12 protein-coding genes are annotated in these 16,340 nt (G+C 36.2%); 3 read left to right on the forward strand and 9 right to left on the reverse strand.

The annotated features are described in order from the left end of the window. Positions 1–12: 12 nt before the first annotated feature. Positions 13–759, forward strand: coding sequence for a succinate dehydrogenase/fumarate reductase iron-sulfur subunit (locus BUE22_RS19435; protein ID WP_042565543.1), 747 nt, complete (start codon positions 13–15; stop codon positions 757–759). Between the two features lie 66 nt (positions 760–825). On the opposite strand, the gene BUE22_RS19440 is transcribed toward BUE22_RS19435, so the two are convergent. After that, positions 826–3,129 (reverse strand): family 20 glycosylhydrolase, encoded by a 2,304-nt coding sequence (locus BUE22_RS19440; RefSeq protein WP_073397550.1) that lies wholly within the window; start codon positions 3,127–3,129, stop codon positions 826–828. A gap of 187 nt (positions 3,130–3,316) precedes the next feature. Here BUE22_RS19440 and BUE22_RS19445 point away from each other — a divergent pair, with 187 nt between their 5' ends. Then, positions 3,317–4,093, forward strand: coding sequence for a DeoR/GlpR family DNA-binding transcription regulator (locus BUE22_RS19445; protein ID WP_073397551.1), 777 nt, complete (start codon positions 3,317–3,319; stop codon positions 4,091–4,093). Between the two features lie 212 nt (positions 4,094–4,305). Here the strand turns inward: BUE22_RS19445 and BUE22_RS19450 are convergent, their stop codons facing one another. The 8 genes from BUE22_RS19450 to BUE22_RS19485 all read right to left on the reverse strand — a co-directional run bounded on the left by BUE22_RS19450 (position 4,306) and on the right by BUE22_RS19485 (position 15,260). Then, a complete protein-coding gene (locus BUE22_RS19450) occupies positions 4,306–5,376 on the reverse strand; it encodes a dipeptidase (RefSeq protein WP_073397553.1) in 1,071 nt (356 codons plus the stop codon). A 128-nt stretch (positions 5,377–5,504) separates the two neighbouring features. Then, a complete protein-coding gene (locus BUE22_RS19455) occupies positions 5,505–6,620 on the reverse strand; it encodes a D-TA family PLP-dependent enzyme (RefSeq protein ID WP_084540293.1) in 1,116 nt (371 codons plus the stop codon). Between the two features lie 3 nt (positions 6,621–6,623). After that, complete coding sequence (locus BUE22_RS19460) at positions 6,624–7,271, reverse strand: beta/alpha barrel domain-containing protein (protein WP_073397557.1); 648 nt, start codon at positions 7,269–7,271, stop codon at positions 6,624–6,626. A 16-nt stretch (positions 7,272–7,287) separates the two neighbouring features. Further along, a complete protein-coding gene (locus BUE22_RS19465; protein ID WP_073397559.1) occupies positions 7,288–8,319 on the reverse strand; it encodes a sugar kinase in 1,032 nt (343 codons plus the stop codon). Positions 8,320–8,488: 169 nt separating this feature from the next. Beyond that, a complete protein-coding gene (locus tag BUE22_RS19470) occupies positions 8,489–8,956 on the reverse strand; it encodes a RidA family protein (RefSeq protein WP_042565550.1) in 468 nt (155 codons plus the stop codon). A gap of 4 nt (positions 8,957–8,960) precedes the next feature. Then, a complete protein-coding gene (locus BUE22_RS19475) occupies positions 8,961–10,280 on the reverse strand; it encodes a GntP family permease (protein WP_073397561.1) in 1,320 nt (439 codons plus the stop codon). A 283-nt stretch (positions 10,281–10,563) separates the two neighbouring features. Next, positions 10,564–12,093 carry a SusD/RagB family nutrient-binding outer membrane lipoprotein gene (locus BUE22_RS19480; RefSeq protein WP_073397562.1) on the reverse strand — a complete coding sequence of 510 codons (1,530 nt, stop codon included), beginning with the start codon at positions 12,091–12,093 and terminating at the stop codon, positions 10,564–10,566. A gap of 11 nt (positions 12,094–12,104) precedes the next feature. Then, on the reverse strand, positions 12,105–15,260 hold the full coding sequence (locus BUE22_RS19485) for a SusC/RagA family TonB-linked outer membrane protein (RefSeq protein ID WP_073397564.1): 3,156 nt from the start codon (positions 15,258–15,260) through the stop codon (positions 12,105–12,107). Between the two features lie 235 nt (positions 15,261–15,495). Between BUE22_RS19485 and BUE22_RS19495 the strand changes: the two genes are divergently transcribed. Then, on the forward strand, positions 15,496–16,263 hold the full coding sequence (locus tag BUE22_RS19495; RefSeq protein WP_073397568.1) for a nitrilase family protein: 768 nt from the start codon (positions 15,496–15,498) through the stop codon (positions 16,261–16,263). Positions 16,264–16,340 lie beyond the last annotated feature (77 nt).

Below are 16,340 nucleotides of genomic sequence, written 5' to 3' on the forward strand. Positions count from 1 at the left end.
TACTTATAGAAAATGAAACTTACATTAAAAATATGGCGTCAGAAAAACGCCCAGGATAAAGGAGGAATCGTTGAATATCCAATCGACGGAATCGAACCAGATATGTCTTTCCTTGAAATGCTTGACGTTCTTAACGAACAATTAATCAACAAAGGAGAAGAGCCAGTAGCATTTGACCACGATTGTCGTGAAGGAATTTGCGGAATGTGTTCTTTATTCATCAATGGAGAAGCACACGGACCAGACAGAGGAGTTACAACTTGTCAATTGCACATGCGTATGTTTAAAGATGGCGACACGATTTTTATCGAGCCATTTAGAGCAAAAGCTTTTCCGGTAATTAAAGATTTAGTTGTTGACAGAAGTTCTTTCGACAGAATTCAGCACGCTGGTGGATTTATCTCGGTAAACACTTCAGGAAATACAATCGATGCAAATACAATTCCGATTAACAAACATGATGCAGATAAATCATTTGATGCTGCTGCTTGTATTGGTTGTGGAGCTTGTGTTGCAACTTGTAAAAACTCATCGGCAATGTTGTTTGTTGCTGCAAAAGTATCTCAATATGCTTTATTACCACAAGGTAAAATTGAAGCTGTTGATCGTGTATTAAACATGGTACACCAAATGGATCACGAAGGTTTTGGTAACTGTACCAACACCGGAGCTTGCGAAGTAGAATGTCCGAAAGGAATTTCTCTTGAAAATATCGCACGTATGAACCGTGAATATTTATCTGCAAGCTTAAAAGGATAATTTTAAGAAATAGTTTTTAAATAATAAAAAACGCATTCATTAAGTTGAATGCGTTTTTTTATACTCTTATTCATAATACAATTGCGAAGCACTAATTTCCTGTTTTTCTTTTCCTTCCTGCTGCATAAAACAGCTTAAAGTAGTTCCTCCAATTTGATCAAAATAGCTGATATTAATTTTGTGAAACCCTTTTTCGAGTTTCACTGCTCCGTAAGCTTCATTCAACCAATGAATGCCATCATTATTGACAACTAATTCATTGTCGACAAAAAGCTTCGATCCGTCATCTGAAAGCGTTGAAATTGTATAATTTGCCGTTTCCGGAATATAGATATATCCGTCGAATTTTAAGCCGATATAACGCTCTGTTTTTGACTTCCATTTTTCGCTGCTTATTGCGCCTTCAAAAATGCCTGAATTAACAGGTTTTGCCAATTCTAAATCCTGAACCTGCTGAAATAAAGTTCCGGTAAAATAATCGTATTTTAAACCCTTCTTCGTTGGTTTTATTTTTAAAGCCGATTTCAGATCCGGATTTCGAACTACTATTTTATTGATAGAACTTCTTCGTCCACCCGAATTAATCTGAACAATTTTTATAATTCGATATTCTCCTTTCGGAATATTTATCGTTAAGGGTTTTGTGTAAAGTTCTGCGGTTTCATCCGGATTATAACCGTCGATTGTATAGAAAATCTGTCCATTTTTGATGGTTGGTTTCAGGTCTAAAACATATTCTGATGCAATTAATGCCGTTTCATTAGCTCCAAAAGGCGTTGGAACTTTATACAATCTTTTTTGCGCATCTAATTTTTCTAAATGATGCGGAATTCTATCTAAAACAAAATTATTATAGTTTTTGTTTTGAGGTTCAGTCCACGCAATTTCTGATAAAGCAAACATTCTCGGATAAAGCATATAATTTAATTTCGCCGGACTCGTCAAATATTCCGACCAAAGATTAGACTGAACGCCCATAATATATTTTTGTTCCTCAACAGTTAAACTATCAATCGGAGTTGGATTGTAATTGTATATTTTTTCAACAGTCGTTAATCTTCCAATTGTTAAAGGTTCGTTAGGTGAATATCCTTGATTATAATCCAGATATAAAACCTGTTCCGGATTCATAATTACGTTGTGTTTTTGTCTTGCGGCGCTAATTCCGCCCGCTTCTCCTCGCCAGGACATTACGGCCGCGTTTGGAGTGAGTCCGCCTTCGAGCATTTCATCCCAACCCAGAATTTGTCTTCCGTTTGCGTTTAGGAATTTTTCAATTCGTGTGGTTAAATAGCTTTGTAATTCATGTTCGTTTTTCAAACCTAAATCTTTGATTCGCTTTTGGCAATTCGGACATTCTTTCCATCTTGTTTTTGGACATTCGTCTCCACCGATATGAATATATTTACTCGGAAACAAAGCCATAACTTCTGTCAAAACATCTTCCAGAAAAATAAAAGTTTCCTCTTTTCCCGCACAGAAAATATCTTCAAAAACACCCCAATATTCTACAACTTTATAATTTCTGTCTGGAAAACATGATAAATTTGGATAAGCCGTTACAGCGGCAGTTGCATGACCGGGCATTTCGATTTCCGGAATAATGTTTACATAATGTTCTTCGGCAAACTTTACAACGTCCTTAATTTCTTCCTGAGTATAAAATCCTCCGTACGGATTTCCGTCAAAAAAATAGGGTGATCTTTCAAATTTATTTCCAACTAAAGTCTGTGCTCTTTTAGATCCGACTTCGGTTAATTTTGGATACTTTTTGATCTCAATTCGCCAGCCCTGATCGTCGGTTAAATGCCAATGAAAGTTATTTAGTTTATAACTGGACATTTGTGCAATAAAATCTTTTATAACATCAGTAGTAAAAAAATGACGGCAAACATCAAGATGAAGCCCGCGGTAGCTGTATCTCGGCTCGTCTTCGATAGTAATGCAAGGCAATTTTATTTCCTGATTTTTAAATTTGTTGGGCAAAAGCTGCATTAAACTCTGAACAGCATAAAATAATCCTTCTTCACTTCCGGTAACGATGATCTTTTTAGCCGAAATATTGATTTTATAAGCCTCTTTTTTTAAAGATGAAGACGGATTTTGAGTAATAAACAAAACGTCAATATTGCTCTTTTTCGAGGACACATTTTTGTTGATGGCCGATTCAAAAATCTGTGCTGTTTTTAATTCTTTCGCACTAAACTTATTCTTTTCAAAAACAACTTTTATTTGTCCGTTTAAAAAAATACTATCTCCGGTTGCTTTATAGAAATTTGGAGCAGGAATTATCGAATTGTTATTAGAAGCAATTTGAGCATTTCCGAACGAATAACAGAATATCAAAAAGAGAAATATACTTTTTTGCATGGTTGCTTTTTTGGTTTGTTAAACAAATTTAGGTTTTGTCACATAAAGTTGCATTTTTTTTGCAATACTTAATTTGTTATAAAAGTCTTTAAATTAGGTGTGTTAACTTTTTTATTACGTTGTGTTATAATTTGATTCGCAAGAATATTGCATTTATTGTTTACATTTGTTCAAAAAAAGAATTCGCATGAATAACGATAATGAAGTGGTAAATTATAGCAAGGAAGAACGTAAAAATCTTATTTTAAAAGAGATTAACTTGCATACCCGCGTAAGTTTTGAAACACTTTCGGCTAAATTATTTGTTTCAGAAGATACTGTCAGACGTGATATTAATGAACTTGAATCAGAATCTTTATTGATTAAGGTAAAAGGCGGTGCGATGACAAAAGCGTACCATCATTCTTCATCCAATCAAACGTATGCAGGCGAATCAAAACAAATTATTGCACAAAAAACGCTAGGTTTACTTCATGACGGCATGGTTTTATTAATTGGCGGCGGAACTACAATTCGTGAATTCATTCGCTTAATTCCTAATGATTTAAATCTTACTATTTTTACTGTTACTGTTTTATCTGCGGTTGAACTTCTGGACAAACCCAATGTGAAAATCATCATGATTGGCGGCAGCATTTCATCTTACAGTCAAATGTGTGTGAGTGGCGATGTTTATAATCAATTGGCAAATATTAAAGTCGATTTATTAATCTTAGGAACCAATGCTTTGGATATCGAAGGCGGATTCTCAGATTCTGACTGGGAAACCGTTCAGGTAAAAAAAGCAATGATTCAGGCTTCTGAAAAAACAGCGATTTTGACTATTTCTGAAAAACTCGACACGGTTCTAAAAATGAAAATTGCCAATTTATCTGAAGTTGATTACGTTGTCACGGAAGTTGATCCTAACGACGCAAAATTACAAGCTTATAAAAAGGCAGTTCCAAGTTTAGTTTTTATTTAATATTACTATCCATTGTGAATAACAAGCCAAAATAATATAAAAAGTTTGCCACGAATTTCTCGAATTACCGCGAATTATTTTTATTGTACAGATTAAAAAATTTGTGTAAATCTGTGAAATTTGCGGTTAGTTTTTTAAGCAGTTTCAAAATAAAAATTAGAGAAATTCGTGGTAAAAAATAAGTTTGATATTCCTCGTAGACTGTCTATTACTTAATCCCAGTTTTTCATTAAAAAATTAATCCAGTTCTGGTGAAAGATTTTATTTAAATCTTCATCAGAATATCCGTTGTCTTTAAAAATTAAAACCAATTTTTGCAAATCGGCTATCGTATTTAAATCATACGGAGACTGTTCTGTTCCAAAAGCGCCATCCAAATCTGAACCTACGCCAATATGATTTGCATTTCCGGCCAGTTGACAAATGTGATCCATGTGTTTGAAAACAGTTTCAAGATCGCACTTCATTCCCAAAGGTGTAGAAACGCCTCTTTCCCAATTCGGAACCAACATCCAGGCATCTAAAGCTCCACCAATAACGGCTCCTCTCGAAATCAAAGCTTTGATCATTTCGTCGCTATATTGACGGTTGTGATCAACCAGACTTCTGCAATTGTTATGACTTGCCCAAACTGGTCCGTTATAATGGTCTAAAGCCTGCCAGAAAGCATCGTCGCACAAATGTGTTGCATCCAGAATAATATTCAAACGTTCCATTTCCTTCAATAAATCAAGACCGTTTTGATTCATTTTTCCCGTTGCATCTGTTCCGTTTGCGTAGCGTCCCGGTCCGTAATGTGCCGGACCAATGGCGCGTAATCCGTAATGGTATGCTTTTTCTAAATACGAAATATCAATAATAGAATCCGCGCCTTCCAAACTCAAAATATAACCAATAGGTTTTTTATCGTTTGGAGTTCCGTCATTCCATAAATCAATTTGTTTTTGGAGTGATTTTTTATCGGTAATCGCTGTAATTTCTCCAGCTTCTTCCATTGCTTTATACCACGAAAGTTGGCCTTGCGTTTGCGCCCAGGCTTGTTCAGGAGAATTCCAACCCGGAATAATACTGTCGGGTTTTACAAATCTTGCAATTTGCGTGGCGACTACAATTCCGATATTGCCGCGTCGCAAATCCGGAAACGAAACCGTGGCACGTTCGCGATCTGGTTTATCCGTCATTCCTTTTTCGAGATGGCGCAAGGTGGGAACGTCATTTCTTAAATCTCGATTCCATTCCATCGCATTCATGCTCAGGTCTAAATGGGCGTCTATTATAAACATAGTATTTTTTTTAAGGCACAAAGGTCCAAAGGCTCAGAGGTTCTCTACAAGTGTTATTATGAGGTCTATTCTCTTTCTTCTTTGCTCTATTTTCTATTCTTTTTATCTTTATTCTCCTTTTTCTGCTGCTAGATATTAATTTTTCTGCTTCGCGCGACAACCAGCCATTGATCGCAAATTTGATGTTCTTTGTTGATGACCTGAACCGAATCGTAAAGTGCGCAGGTTGGGCAAACATGATACGGCTGGGCATAAACGGTATCGCCAATTTTATATTGATTTTTTCCCCGATTTTCTACAATCAAATGTTCTTCTGAATGCGAAATCGGAATTAAATTTTCATCATTTAAAATCACTAATCTTTTATCGATCGGGTTTTCTGATGAAACGGCTTTGTATCCAATATCAACACAAAGCGTTGTATTTGTTGGTTTTGAAATCACCGTTCCTACAATAACCAAAGCGGGTTTAAATTCCTGTTCGGGTAAATTGGTCTGATAATTAGAATCCCAAAAAACAAAAGTTCCCGGACTGGATTCTGCATTTTCCTGAGTGGCATAAAACGGAAATGTATTCGATCCTCCGGCAACGATTTTTAATTCGTAATCTGTTTTTTGCTGAAGTATTTCAATCTCTTTTTTAATAATTGAAAAGGAGTTTGAAGCTTGAATATTTCGTTCATCAACAGTTCCTTTTATGTGACCGTCGTAAATATGAAAACCTTCAAAATGAATGTTTTTTAATGTAATAATTTCAGAAGCTAAATCAATCCATTTATCAGAAATTGAAATTCCCGTTCTGTTCATTCCCGTATTTAGATCGAGAAAAATATTTAGAATCAGGTTATTTTTTTCAGCAATTTGATTTAAGGCTTTCGCCGATTCTAAATTGTCGACAATAGTCGAAAATTGAATATTTGGATATTTTTGAAGTAACGAAACCCATCTTTCTTTTTTTGCACCAACAGGCTGATAGGCGAGAAGCACGTCCGGAATTTCATGTATGGCAGAAAGTTCGGCTTCGGCAATCGTGGCGCATTTTACTTTTTTGATGTTGTAAATTTTAAACAACTCCAGAATTTCGCCTATTTTATGTGTTTTGATGTGAGGCCTTAATTTTTGAGTGTCGCCGTTTACTGCCCCAATTAGGCGTTCGAGATTAAACCGGATACGATCTTCGTAAACGGCCAAAAATGGAGTGTCGGGACGAGTTTCGGAATTAATTTTCCACCAATTTTTTTGCATAATCTAGTTTCTTGTTTTTTCTACCACTTCAATTAAATTTTGAAAAGCCTGAAGCGATTCTTCATAAGTTAAATTCAAAAGCATTTCTTTCGAAAATAAATTAGAACCAATTCCAACACAAACAACGCCGGATTTGAACCATGATTTCAAATTGCTTTCTTCTAATGTTACGCCTCCGGTTGGCATTATTCTTAAATTCGGAAACGGGGCTCGAATTGCTTTCACATAACCGGGTCCGCCAATTTTATCTGCAGGAAAAAGTTTGACAACATCGGCACCTAATTTATTGGCATGCAATATTTCGTTTAAAGTTGCTGCGCCGGGAATCCAGTAAATATTATTTTTTAAACAATAATTGCCAATTTCAGGATCGGTATGCGGACAAACGATACAATCTGCGCCCAATTGATGAAATGTTTCAGCATCGTCAACGCTTAAAATAGAACCAACGGCAATTTTTACCTCTAAATTATTTGCTTTTTTAAAGGCAACCATTTGAGTGAAAACCTCTTTAGCATTATCTGCACGAGCAGCAAATTCGATAATTTTTATACCGGCATCTGCGGCGGACTGCAGCACAATTTTGGCTGTTTCGATGTTGATTTGTGTTACTAACGGAAGTACGCCTTGTGCTTTTAAAATGCTGTACATATGCTTAAATATAATTTTATCTATTGATTCTGTTACTCGCGCCATTTGCAATAAAATGACTTATTTCTGTTGGATTGCTCATGGCAAAATCTCCGTGAATACTTTGTTTGATTACGCCGCAGGCCGTTGCCCAGTCGATACATTCCTGTGCAGATAATTTGTTTGATAATCCGTATAATAATCCTGCGTTGAACGCATCTCCAGAACCAATTTGATCGGTTACCAGATGTATTTTGTATTCTTTTGTTTCGTAAAAATTGTCTTCGTGAAACAACATTCCTTTGTATAAATGCGCCAGTCCGTCTGATTTTCTAAAACTCATGGCGAGGGTTTTCAGATAAGGCATTTTTTCTTTTAATAACTCAAATGTTTTCCTGAAACGATTTGCATCCGATTCATTTTTATCGGTTTTTATTCCGAAGTAAATTTCTATCGCGTCTAAATCTGCAACGGTTATGGTACTGTATTGAAGTAAATCGGGCATAATTTCTGAAGGATGTTTTCCGTATTGCCATAATTTCGAACGATAATTAAAATCGGAAGAAATGGGCAATCCTTTTTTATGTGCCGAAAGAATGGCTTCTTTACAAACCAAACCAGCTTCGTTTGAAACGCCCGGACTTATTCCAGACCAGTGAAAATGAGTTACATCGGCGAAAGCCAAATCCCAGTTAATCTGATCTTTCTGAATGGTTGCAAAAGACGAATTGCTTCGGTCGTAAATAACCTGCGACTGTCTGATTTGGTTTCCGGCTTCGACAAAATACAATCCCAAACGTTCTCCGCCATAAACACATTTTGAAGTGTTTACTTTGTATTTCTGCAATTCGTTTAAGGCCAGTTGTGCCAAATCATTCTCCGGTAATCTCGTAATATAATCGGTTTGAATGCCGAGTTGAGAAAGTAATACACAAACATTAGCTTCGGCTCCGCCAACATGAACTTTAATATCACTGGCCTGCGTAAAACGATTTCCATCTGCAACATTCATCCGAAGTAATAATTCTCCGAAAGTTGCAATTCTTGTTTGTGATGTATTTGTATTCATATTTTTTGTTTTTGCCACAGATTGTATTGATTAAAATGATTTTTTTCGCCACGAATTCACGAATTAGTTTAAGGCAATAATTAGTAAAAATTAGTGAATTCGTGGCGAAAATATTGAATCTGTGCGAATCTGTTTAATCCGTAAAATCTGTGGGCTAAATTCTTTAAATCTAATATAATTCGAAAACAGCTTCAACTTCAACAGGAATGTTGTCCGGTAAAGATCCCATTCCTACGGCGCTTCTTACGCCGATTCCGTTTTCTTGTCCCCAAACTTCGGCGAATAATTCGCTGCAGCCGTTTATAACGTAGGGATGTCTAAGGAAATCGCCGTTGCAATTCACCATTCCCAATACTTTTATAACTCTTTTTACTTTGTTCAGACTTCCAAAATTGGTTACAATTGTCGAAAGCATGGTTAAGCCGACTTGTCTTGCGGCCAGTTTTCCTTCTTCGATATCCATATCGTCGCCAATTCTTCCGATAATCAGGGATTTGTCGTCGCGCACCGGACCATGACCAGAAAGGTACAAATACTTTCCGTCGACTAAATAAGGTTTATATATACCAAGAGGTTGAGGCGCTGGCGGTAATGATAAGCCAAGGGTTTCAAATTTTTCCTGAGGCAATAAATTCATGATATTAATGTATTATAGAGTTTAAAATAAAAACGAAAACAATTCCCAAAACAGATACCAAGGATTCCATTACGGTCCATGATTTAAAAGTATCTTTCAGGCTGATATTAAAATATTCTTTGAACATCCAGAAACCCGGATCGTTTACATGCGAGCACATCAAACTTCCTGCTCCAACCGATAAAACTAATAAGTTGGGGTCGAGATTATTAGTTTGTAATAAAGGTAATAAAACGCTGGCAGTCATTAATCCCGCTGCGGTTGCAGAACCTACACAAACCCTGATAATTGCCGCCATAATCCAGGCCAGTAAATAGGGATGAATATTGATTTGGGTTAATGTTGAAACAATAGTTTCGTTGACACCGCTTACGATCATTACTTCTTTCAGACTTCCGGCGCCGCCAACAATTAAAACAATTAGCGCAACATCTTTTATGGCAACGGCATAATCATCCATTACAGATGCTAAGCTTCGGTTCATTCTGATTCCTAAAGTATAAGTACAAATAAGCAAGGAAATCAGCATGATTATACTGGGTTCGCCAACTGTTTTGCAAATGTTTACTAACGTTTCATTATCTGAAAGTAAAGGCAATATCGAAGTTATCGTTAATCCGAAAACGGGAAATAAGGCAGAAAATAAACTAACAGAAAAGCTCGGTTGTTTTCCTGCGTTTACGACTTCTTCAACATTTAAAATTTCATGATCTGATTCTGTTTTGATGTTTTTGAGCAAATTCGAAAATAATAATCCCGCAATAAATATTGTTGGAACGGCGATGATGATTCCGTAAACTAAAACGAGACCAATATCAGCATTTAAAATACTGCTTAACGCCATTGGAGACGGATGTGGAGGCAAAAAACCGTGCGCAACTGAAAGTGACGCAAGCATAGGGATTCCCAGATATACTTTTGATAGTTTAAATTGGCGGGCTACTGAAAAGATTAAAGGTACTAACAAAACAAATCCAACACTATAAAACAGTGGTATCCCAACAATAAATCCGGTAATCATTAAGCCTAAGCGGACATATTTTTCGCCTGTCCATCCCATAACTGTTTTTGCAATAACATTGGCTGCGCCCGATGAAACGGTAAGTTTACCAATGCAGGTTCCGAAAACGATAATCAGTGTAATCGAACCCAACATTTCGCCCAAACCTTTTTGTACCGTTTGCGATAAGGCGTTTATTGGCAGACCTAAAAAAAGACCTGCCAGTAAAGCTGTTATGATAAAGGCAATAAACGGATTGATTTTAAACCAGGCAATTTGAAGGATCAAAAATGCAATGCATGCCGTAAGAATTAATATGCTCATTTATTCTTTTAATTAAAAATTGAGAATTAAAAATTAAAAATCTTTGAAACTATGTTTTATGTCTTTAAATTAATTCAAGTTTGTAGTCCCTACTGGACAAAAAAATGGCACAAATAAATTAATTTCTACCAATATGTAATCTCTCCGAGATATTTTTTATTACTCCGTTAGGAGTTAAATATTGGTAGAATAACGAAAGGCATACCCTGGAAATATCCCGTAGGGATTATACTTTTTTAGCAGCCAACTTATTTGTTGAATTATTTGCAAAAAACATTTACTATTATTTATCCCACCAAATTCTTGTCGTGAAATTATCTTCGCCTTGGCGTTTAACCGCTTCTGCTAAGTTAGCTGAATTGACTGAATATTCGCTGGTTGGATATCTGAAACGTCTTGGAATTGTGCCGTTTGTAACATTTCCGGGAAAGTTTACCGGAACTAAAACCGGATATCCAGTTCTTCTCCAATTGGCATAAACTTCCTGCTCGTCTACAAAAAGGGCAATCCAGATTTGAGTATGAATTTGATTCATTTTATCTTCAAAAGACCCGGCGGCGTTGAATGGATTTGATGTTAAATAAGGCGTTGCATCTGCAATTGTGTACGCTGTTCCGTAAATTCCCATGTTTAAAAATGAAGCTTTTACACCTTTTTCATATAAAGCCTGATCGGTTTCTCCGGTGTACCAGCCTCTTGCAGCAGCTTCGGCTAACAGAAAATTAGTTTCGGCATTGCTTAAAATCATAATTGGCGCATCATATTTAAAAACCGTACTTTGATTTGGTTCAGAATAAGTCGCTTGTTCTATTGGTGTTGGTGCTATTTTTGTTCCGTTCGGAAAACCTTTTTGTACCGCAAGACTTGTGTTTTGTACCGTTCCTTCCCAAACGCCTGCATAAACACTAATTCTTGGATCTGCAGTCGCCTGAAGTAAATCTATAAATGTTTTGGATAATTTTCCGCCTTCCACATTTTTCTGTCCAAAAGATCCTGCGGTAAAATCTTGTTTTCTCGAATCAAAACCAACCGGATTTCTGTTGATATCATTTGGACCGTCTGTATATTTCATAATGGCATTGTCGGCAGTATTCAAAATTACACCGCCGGCGATTGCTTTATTTGCCCAGGTTTGTGCCAATGCCGGATCAACTTTTGTTAATCGCATTGCCAAACGAAGCATTAGCGAATACGAGAATTTTTTCCATTTTGCCACATCGCCGTTGTAGATAAAATCGGCATTTCCAAAAGTTGGTTTTGCCGGATCTAATGCCAAAGCAGCTTCGTCTAATTCTTTCAATAAATCTTTATAAATGAATTCCTGTGTATCGTATTTTGGCAGAAATATTTGCGTGCTGTTTGCTTTTGCAGCTTCCGTGTACGGAATATCTCCGTATAAATCTGTAATTCTGTGATACAAATATGCTTTCCAGATTCTGGCAACACTCAGTTTATTGCTGTCGTTTGCATTGTCTTTTACGGCATCAATTACAATTTCGGTTTCATTTAAAGCCGTTGGATAAACCTGATTGAAATAAGCCGAAAAATAAACTTCATTGCTCAAATATTTATCTCCAACTCCGGATGCTTCTTTGTAAGTCGCATAATGCTGCAACATTCCGCCGCATTCCAAAATATTGGTAGCAAAATAATTATTGTTTAAGCCGTCTAAAATAGATTTACTGAAAATAAAATTCGGGTTTGGTTTTTCGACAACATTCGGGTTCGTATTTATTTCCTCAAAATCTTTGGTACAGCTTGTCATACTAGCTAAAAGTACGCCTGTGATATATAAAATGGTTATCTTTTTCATGTCTTTTAATTTTAGAATTTAACGTTTAAACTTAAACCGAAACTTCTTGTTTTTGGCACTCCAAATTGTTCAACACCCTGAGCATTTCCGGCACTAAATACAGATTCCGGATCTACGTTTGGTGTTTTCTTGTAAAGAATGAATAAGTTTCTTGCTACGAATGAAAGAGAAGCGCCCTGAAGTTTAGACAAACCTTTTATTTTTTCAATTGGCAACGAATAACCCAAAATAATTTGTCTCAGTTTGATAAAACTTGCATCATAAACAAAAGTGGATGAAATGTTTCTTAAACCGTCATAATAGGTTCTCAAATTTTCAGGAGCAATAACCATATTTACCGGGTTTCCGTTTGTGTCAACTCCGGAAATTGGCAAACCGCTTTCACGACCCTCAAGCGTTAGTTTGGTTAAACCCATACGAGTTCCGTACAAATCAGTTCCGGAGTATAAGCTTCCGCCGAATTTTCCATCAATTAAAAAGCTGAATGAGATATTTTTATATTTGAATTCATTGCTAATTCCTGCTCCCCAAGGATGAACTCCCTGACCTAATTCTTCAAGTGGACCTTGTGCTATAGTTGCAGAACCGCCACTTACGTTATAAACTGTATTTCCATCTGCATCAACACGAGGTTTGTATCCTTTTATGATACTGTATGGGCGACCAACATCACTTGCAATTGTTACGTAACCGTTTACAGAAGTTGCCATTGTAATCGAGTTTAGCTGATCTGTAAGTGCTTCAACAGTATTTTTATTGTATGATCCGTTGAAAGTAGCATCCCACGAAAAGTTTTTATTGTTGATGATTTTTCCGGTAAGCAAAAGTTCAACACCTTTGTTTCTCATTTTTCCAAGGTTCAACAAAGCTGTATTTGCTCCTGAAGCTGTTGAAATTGTAGTTTCGACAATATCATTTGTAGTGGCACGATTGTACCATGCAAAATCTACATTTAAGCGATTATTAAAAAAACCTAAATCAGTTCCAATTTCAAATGTTGTAGAAGTTAACGGACTTAAAGTTGAGTTTGGAACTCTTGAACTTGTAGGGCCTTGCAATTGCTGACCGTTGTGTCCTCCCTGAATCATGGAGTATGATTGATTTAATGCGTACGGATCAGGAGTTGCGCCACCAACCTCGGCCCAGGAAGTTCTAAGTTTTGCAAATGAAACAAATTCAGGCATTGTAATAATATCCGAAACAATGATACTTGTTCCCACAGACGGATAAAACACCGTATTGTTTTCTGCGGATAAAGTCGAAAACCAATCCTGACGACCTGTAAAGTTTAAGAAAACAATGTTTTTATAATCTAAATCGACAGCGCCATAAACAGAGTTAGTTTTTGTTTTCCCGTAAGGATAACTATAAGCCAAAGTCGATAAATTGCTCAAAGCATAAAAATCATCCAGTACAAAATTTGATCCTTCTACTTTAGTTTCGTCCCTAAGCGTTGTTCTTGAATTAACCCCAACTAATGCGTTTAATGAGAATTCTTTGTAAATGTTTTTCTTAGTGTAATTAAGAATTGCTTCTGAGTTTAAGTTGGATAATTTCATTCGTGAACCCTGCGCATATCCAACCGGATTGTTTAAAGTTGTTTTTGGGATGTATCCGAAGAAATCATAATCGGTATAATCCTGACCAATTCGCCCTTGAAGGAATAAATCACGGGTAAAATTCAATTTCACGTTTACCATTCCGATGAAACGGTTTTTAGTATCGCGGTTTTTAATTTTATTTACCACAAAATAAGGGTTTGTAGCAACGGCAACCGGGTTCCATGCTTCTTCAACACCATTTGCATCATAGCCCGGGGCAAGATTTCTAATGTCGACAGTGTTTGCAATCATGTAAGTTCCCCAGTTGGCATTTGCTTCAGCATCAGAAACGGTAGGTCTGTTTTCTGATTTTTCTAAATTATATTGTGTTACAACATCAAACTTTAACCAGTCTGTTAAGTTAACATTCCCGGCAATGTTCAGCGTTTTGCGGTTAAATCCTGAGTTTGGTAAAACACTTTCATTATCCATATTCGAAAACGAAAGACGTCCTGTAGCTTTTTCATTTCCACCAGATAAAGCAATCGAATTGATAAAAGTTGTTCCTGTTTTATAGAAATTTTTGATATTATCTTTTTGTGCTACATAAGGTCTCGCAACACCATCAAATTGAATAACATTACTTCCGTCCATTTTTGCACCCCATGACCAGCGTCCGGCAGCAATGGCTTCGGCTTGAGTTGTTGGCTTTAGACCATTTGCTCCGGAACCATATTCATATTGCCAATCCGGAGTAATAGATGGCGTTTCAAAAGTAAAAGAACTATTGTACTCAACACCAATTCCTTGTTGTGCAGCACCTCTTTTCGTCTGGATCAAAATTACACCATTTGCAGCATTTGCGCCGTAAAGAGCTGCAGCCGTTCCACCTTTAAGAACAGTAATAGTTTTAATATCATCGGGATTTATAACCGAAGTTCCGTCGCCTCGGTCCACATTTATTCTTGTTGATCCGGCTCCGTTTCCAATTCCCGGTAAATTCAATTGCGTATTATCAATAGGCAAATCATTTACCACATACATCGGTTGGTTATTTCCGTTTAAAGATCCGTTTCCACGAATCACAACTCTGCTCGATCCGTTTGGTCCTGTTGCAGTGCTGCTTACGTTTACACCGGCAATTTTTCCAACTAATGCATTGGCTATATTTGTTTCTTTTGCTTTTGTAAACTCAGTTCCTTTAAGTTCTGTTACAGCATATGCGACAGATTTACTGCTTTTTTTAACTCCAAGTGCGGTTACCAAAACTTGTTCCAGAACATTTTCTGCTGGTTTTAGTCTGATTACTAAACTTGTAGTTTTAATTAAAGCAAATGATAAAGTTTCATAACCCATGTACGTTACAATAATATGGGCTTCGTTTTCCGGAACAGTTAATTTAAATTTTCCGTTTTCGTCTGATATTGTTGCAATTTTATTATTGCTTTCTGCATAAATAGTAGCTCCCGCAATTGGCAGACCGTCATCCTGGCCTAAAATCTGACCCGAGATTTCAACCTGATTGCTTTGTTGTTCAAAAAGATGCTTTTTTATTGCAATCTCTTTGGCGTTTGCGGAGAAGATGATTCCTCCGATAAACACTAATGAAATTAGCCTTGTTTTCATAATTTTTTTTGGTTAGTTGTTTTTTTTGGTTTTGTATTGAGGTTCAAATATATATAAATATTTTTCACACTTGCATTTTTTTTGCATAAAATGCATTTTTTTTGCAATATTTTTTACCGTACTATTTTTAATTTCGAAAAGAAGTGTGATTTTTAGCGGTGTTTTGAGAAAATTTTGCAGAATATGCTTTTTCTGCAAAAAATAATTTTCATATTAAAATTCGTATTTTTGAATTATGAAAATCGCACTTATACAATCAGATCTTTATTGGGAAGATGTTTCTAAAAATAGAAATGCTTTCGAATCGAAAATAAATCAAATTGATTCAGAAGTTAATTTGATCGTTTTGCCCGAAATGTTTTCTACCGGATTCACCATGAATGCTTTGGCTGTAGCCGAAACAATGCAGGGAGAAACTATTTTGTGGATGCAGACAATGGCAAAACAGAAAAATTGCGCGATTACAGGAAGTTTGGTAATCACCGAAAATGAACAGTTTTATAACAGAATGTTCTTTGTTTTTCCTTCCGGAGAAATTCAATATTACAATAAAAGACATTTGTTTACACTCGCCGGAGAAGACAAAACCTATACTGCCGGAACCGAAAAAGTGATTGTTGATTATTTGGGCTGGAAAATTTGCCTGCAGGTTTGTTACGACTTAAGATTTCCGGTTTTTGCACGAAATGTAGAAAACTACGATTTGCTTATATATGTGGCCAACTGGCCAAAAGTGCGCACAAATGCCTGGGATATTTTGCTAAAAGCGCGCGCTGTAGAAAACCTGAGTTATGTTGTTGGCGTAAACAGAATAGGTTTCGATGCCAATAATTATGAACATATCGGACATTCTCAAGTAGTTGATTTTTTAGGAAATTATATCCTCGAACCACAAGAAACTGAAGGTGTTTTTGTGGTCGAATTGGATAAAAATGTTATGGTGGAAACTAGAAAAAAACTAGATTTTCTAAGTGATAAAGATACTTTCGAAATTAAAATTTAGCTAACTATTTAGCTTAAGTAAATTAATACAGGATTTAAATAAAAATAAACACGAATTACACAAATTTGCACAAATTA

It is taken from the genome of Flavobacterium pectinovorum (assembly GCF_900142715.1).
Classification (GTDB): domain Bacteria; phylum Bacteroidota; class Bacteroidia; order Flavobacteriales; family Flavobacteriaceae; genus Flavobacterium; species Flavobacterium pectinovorum.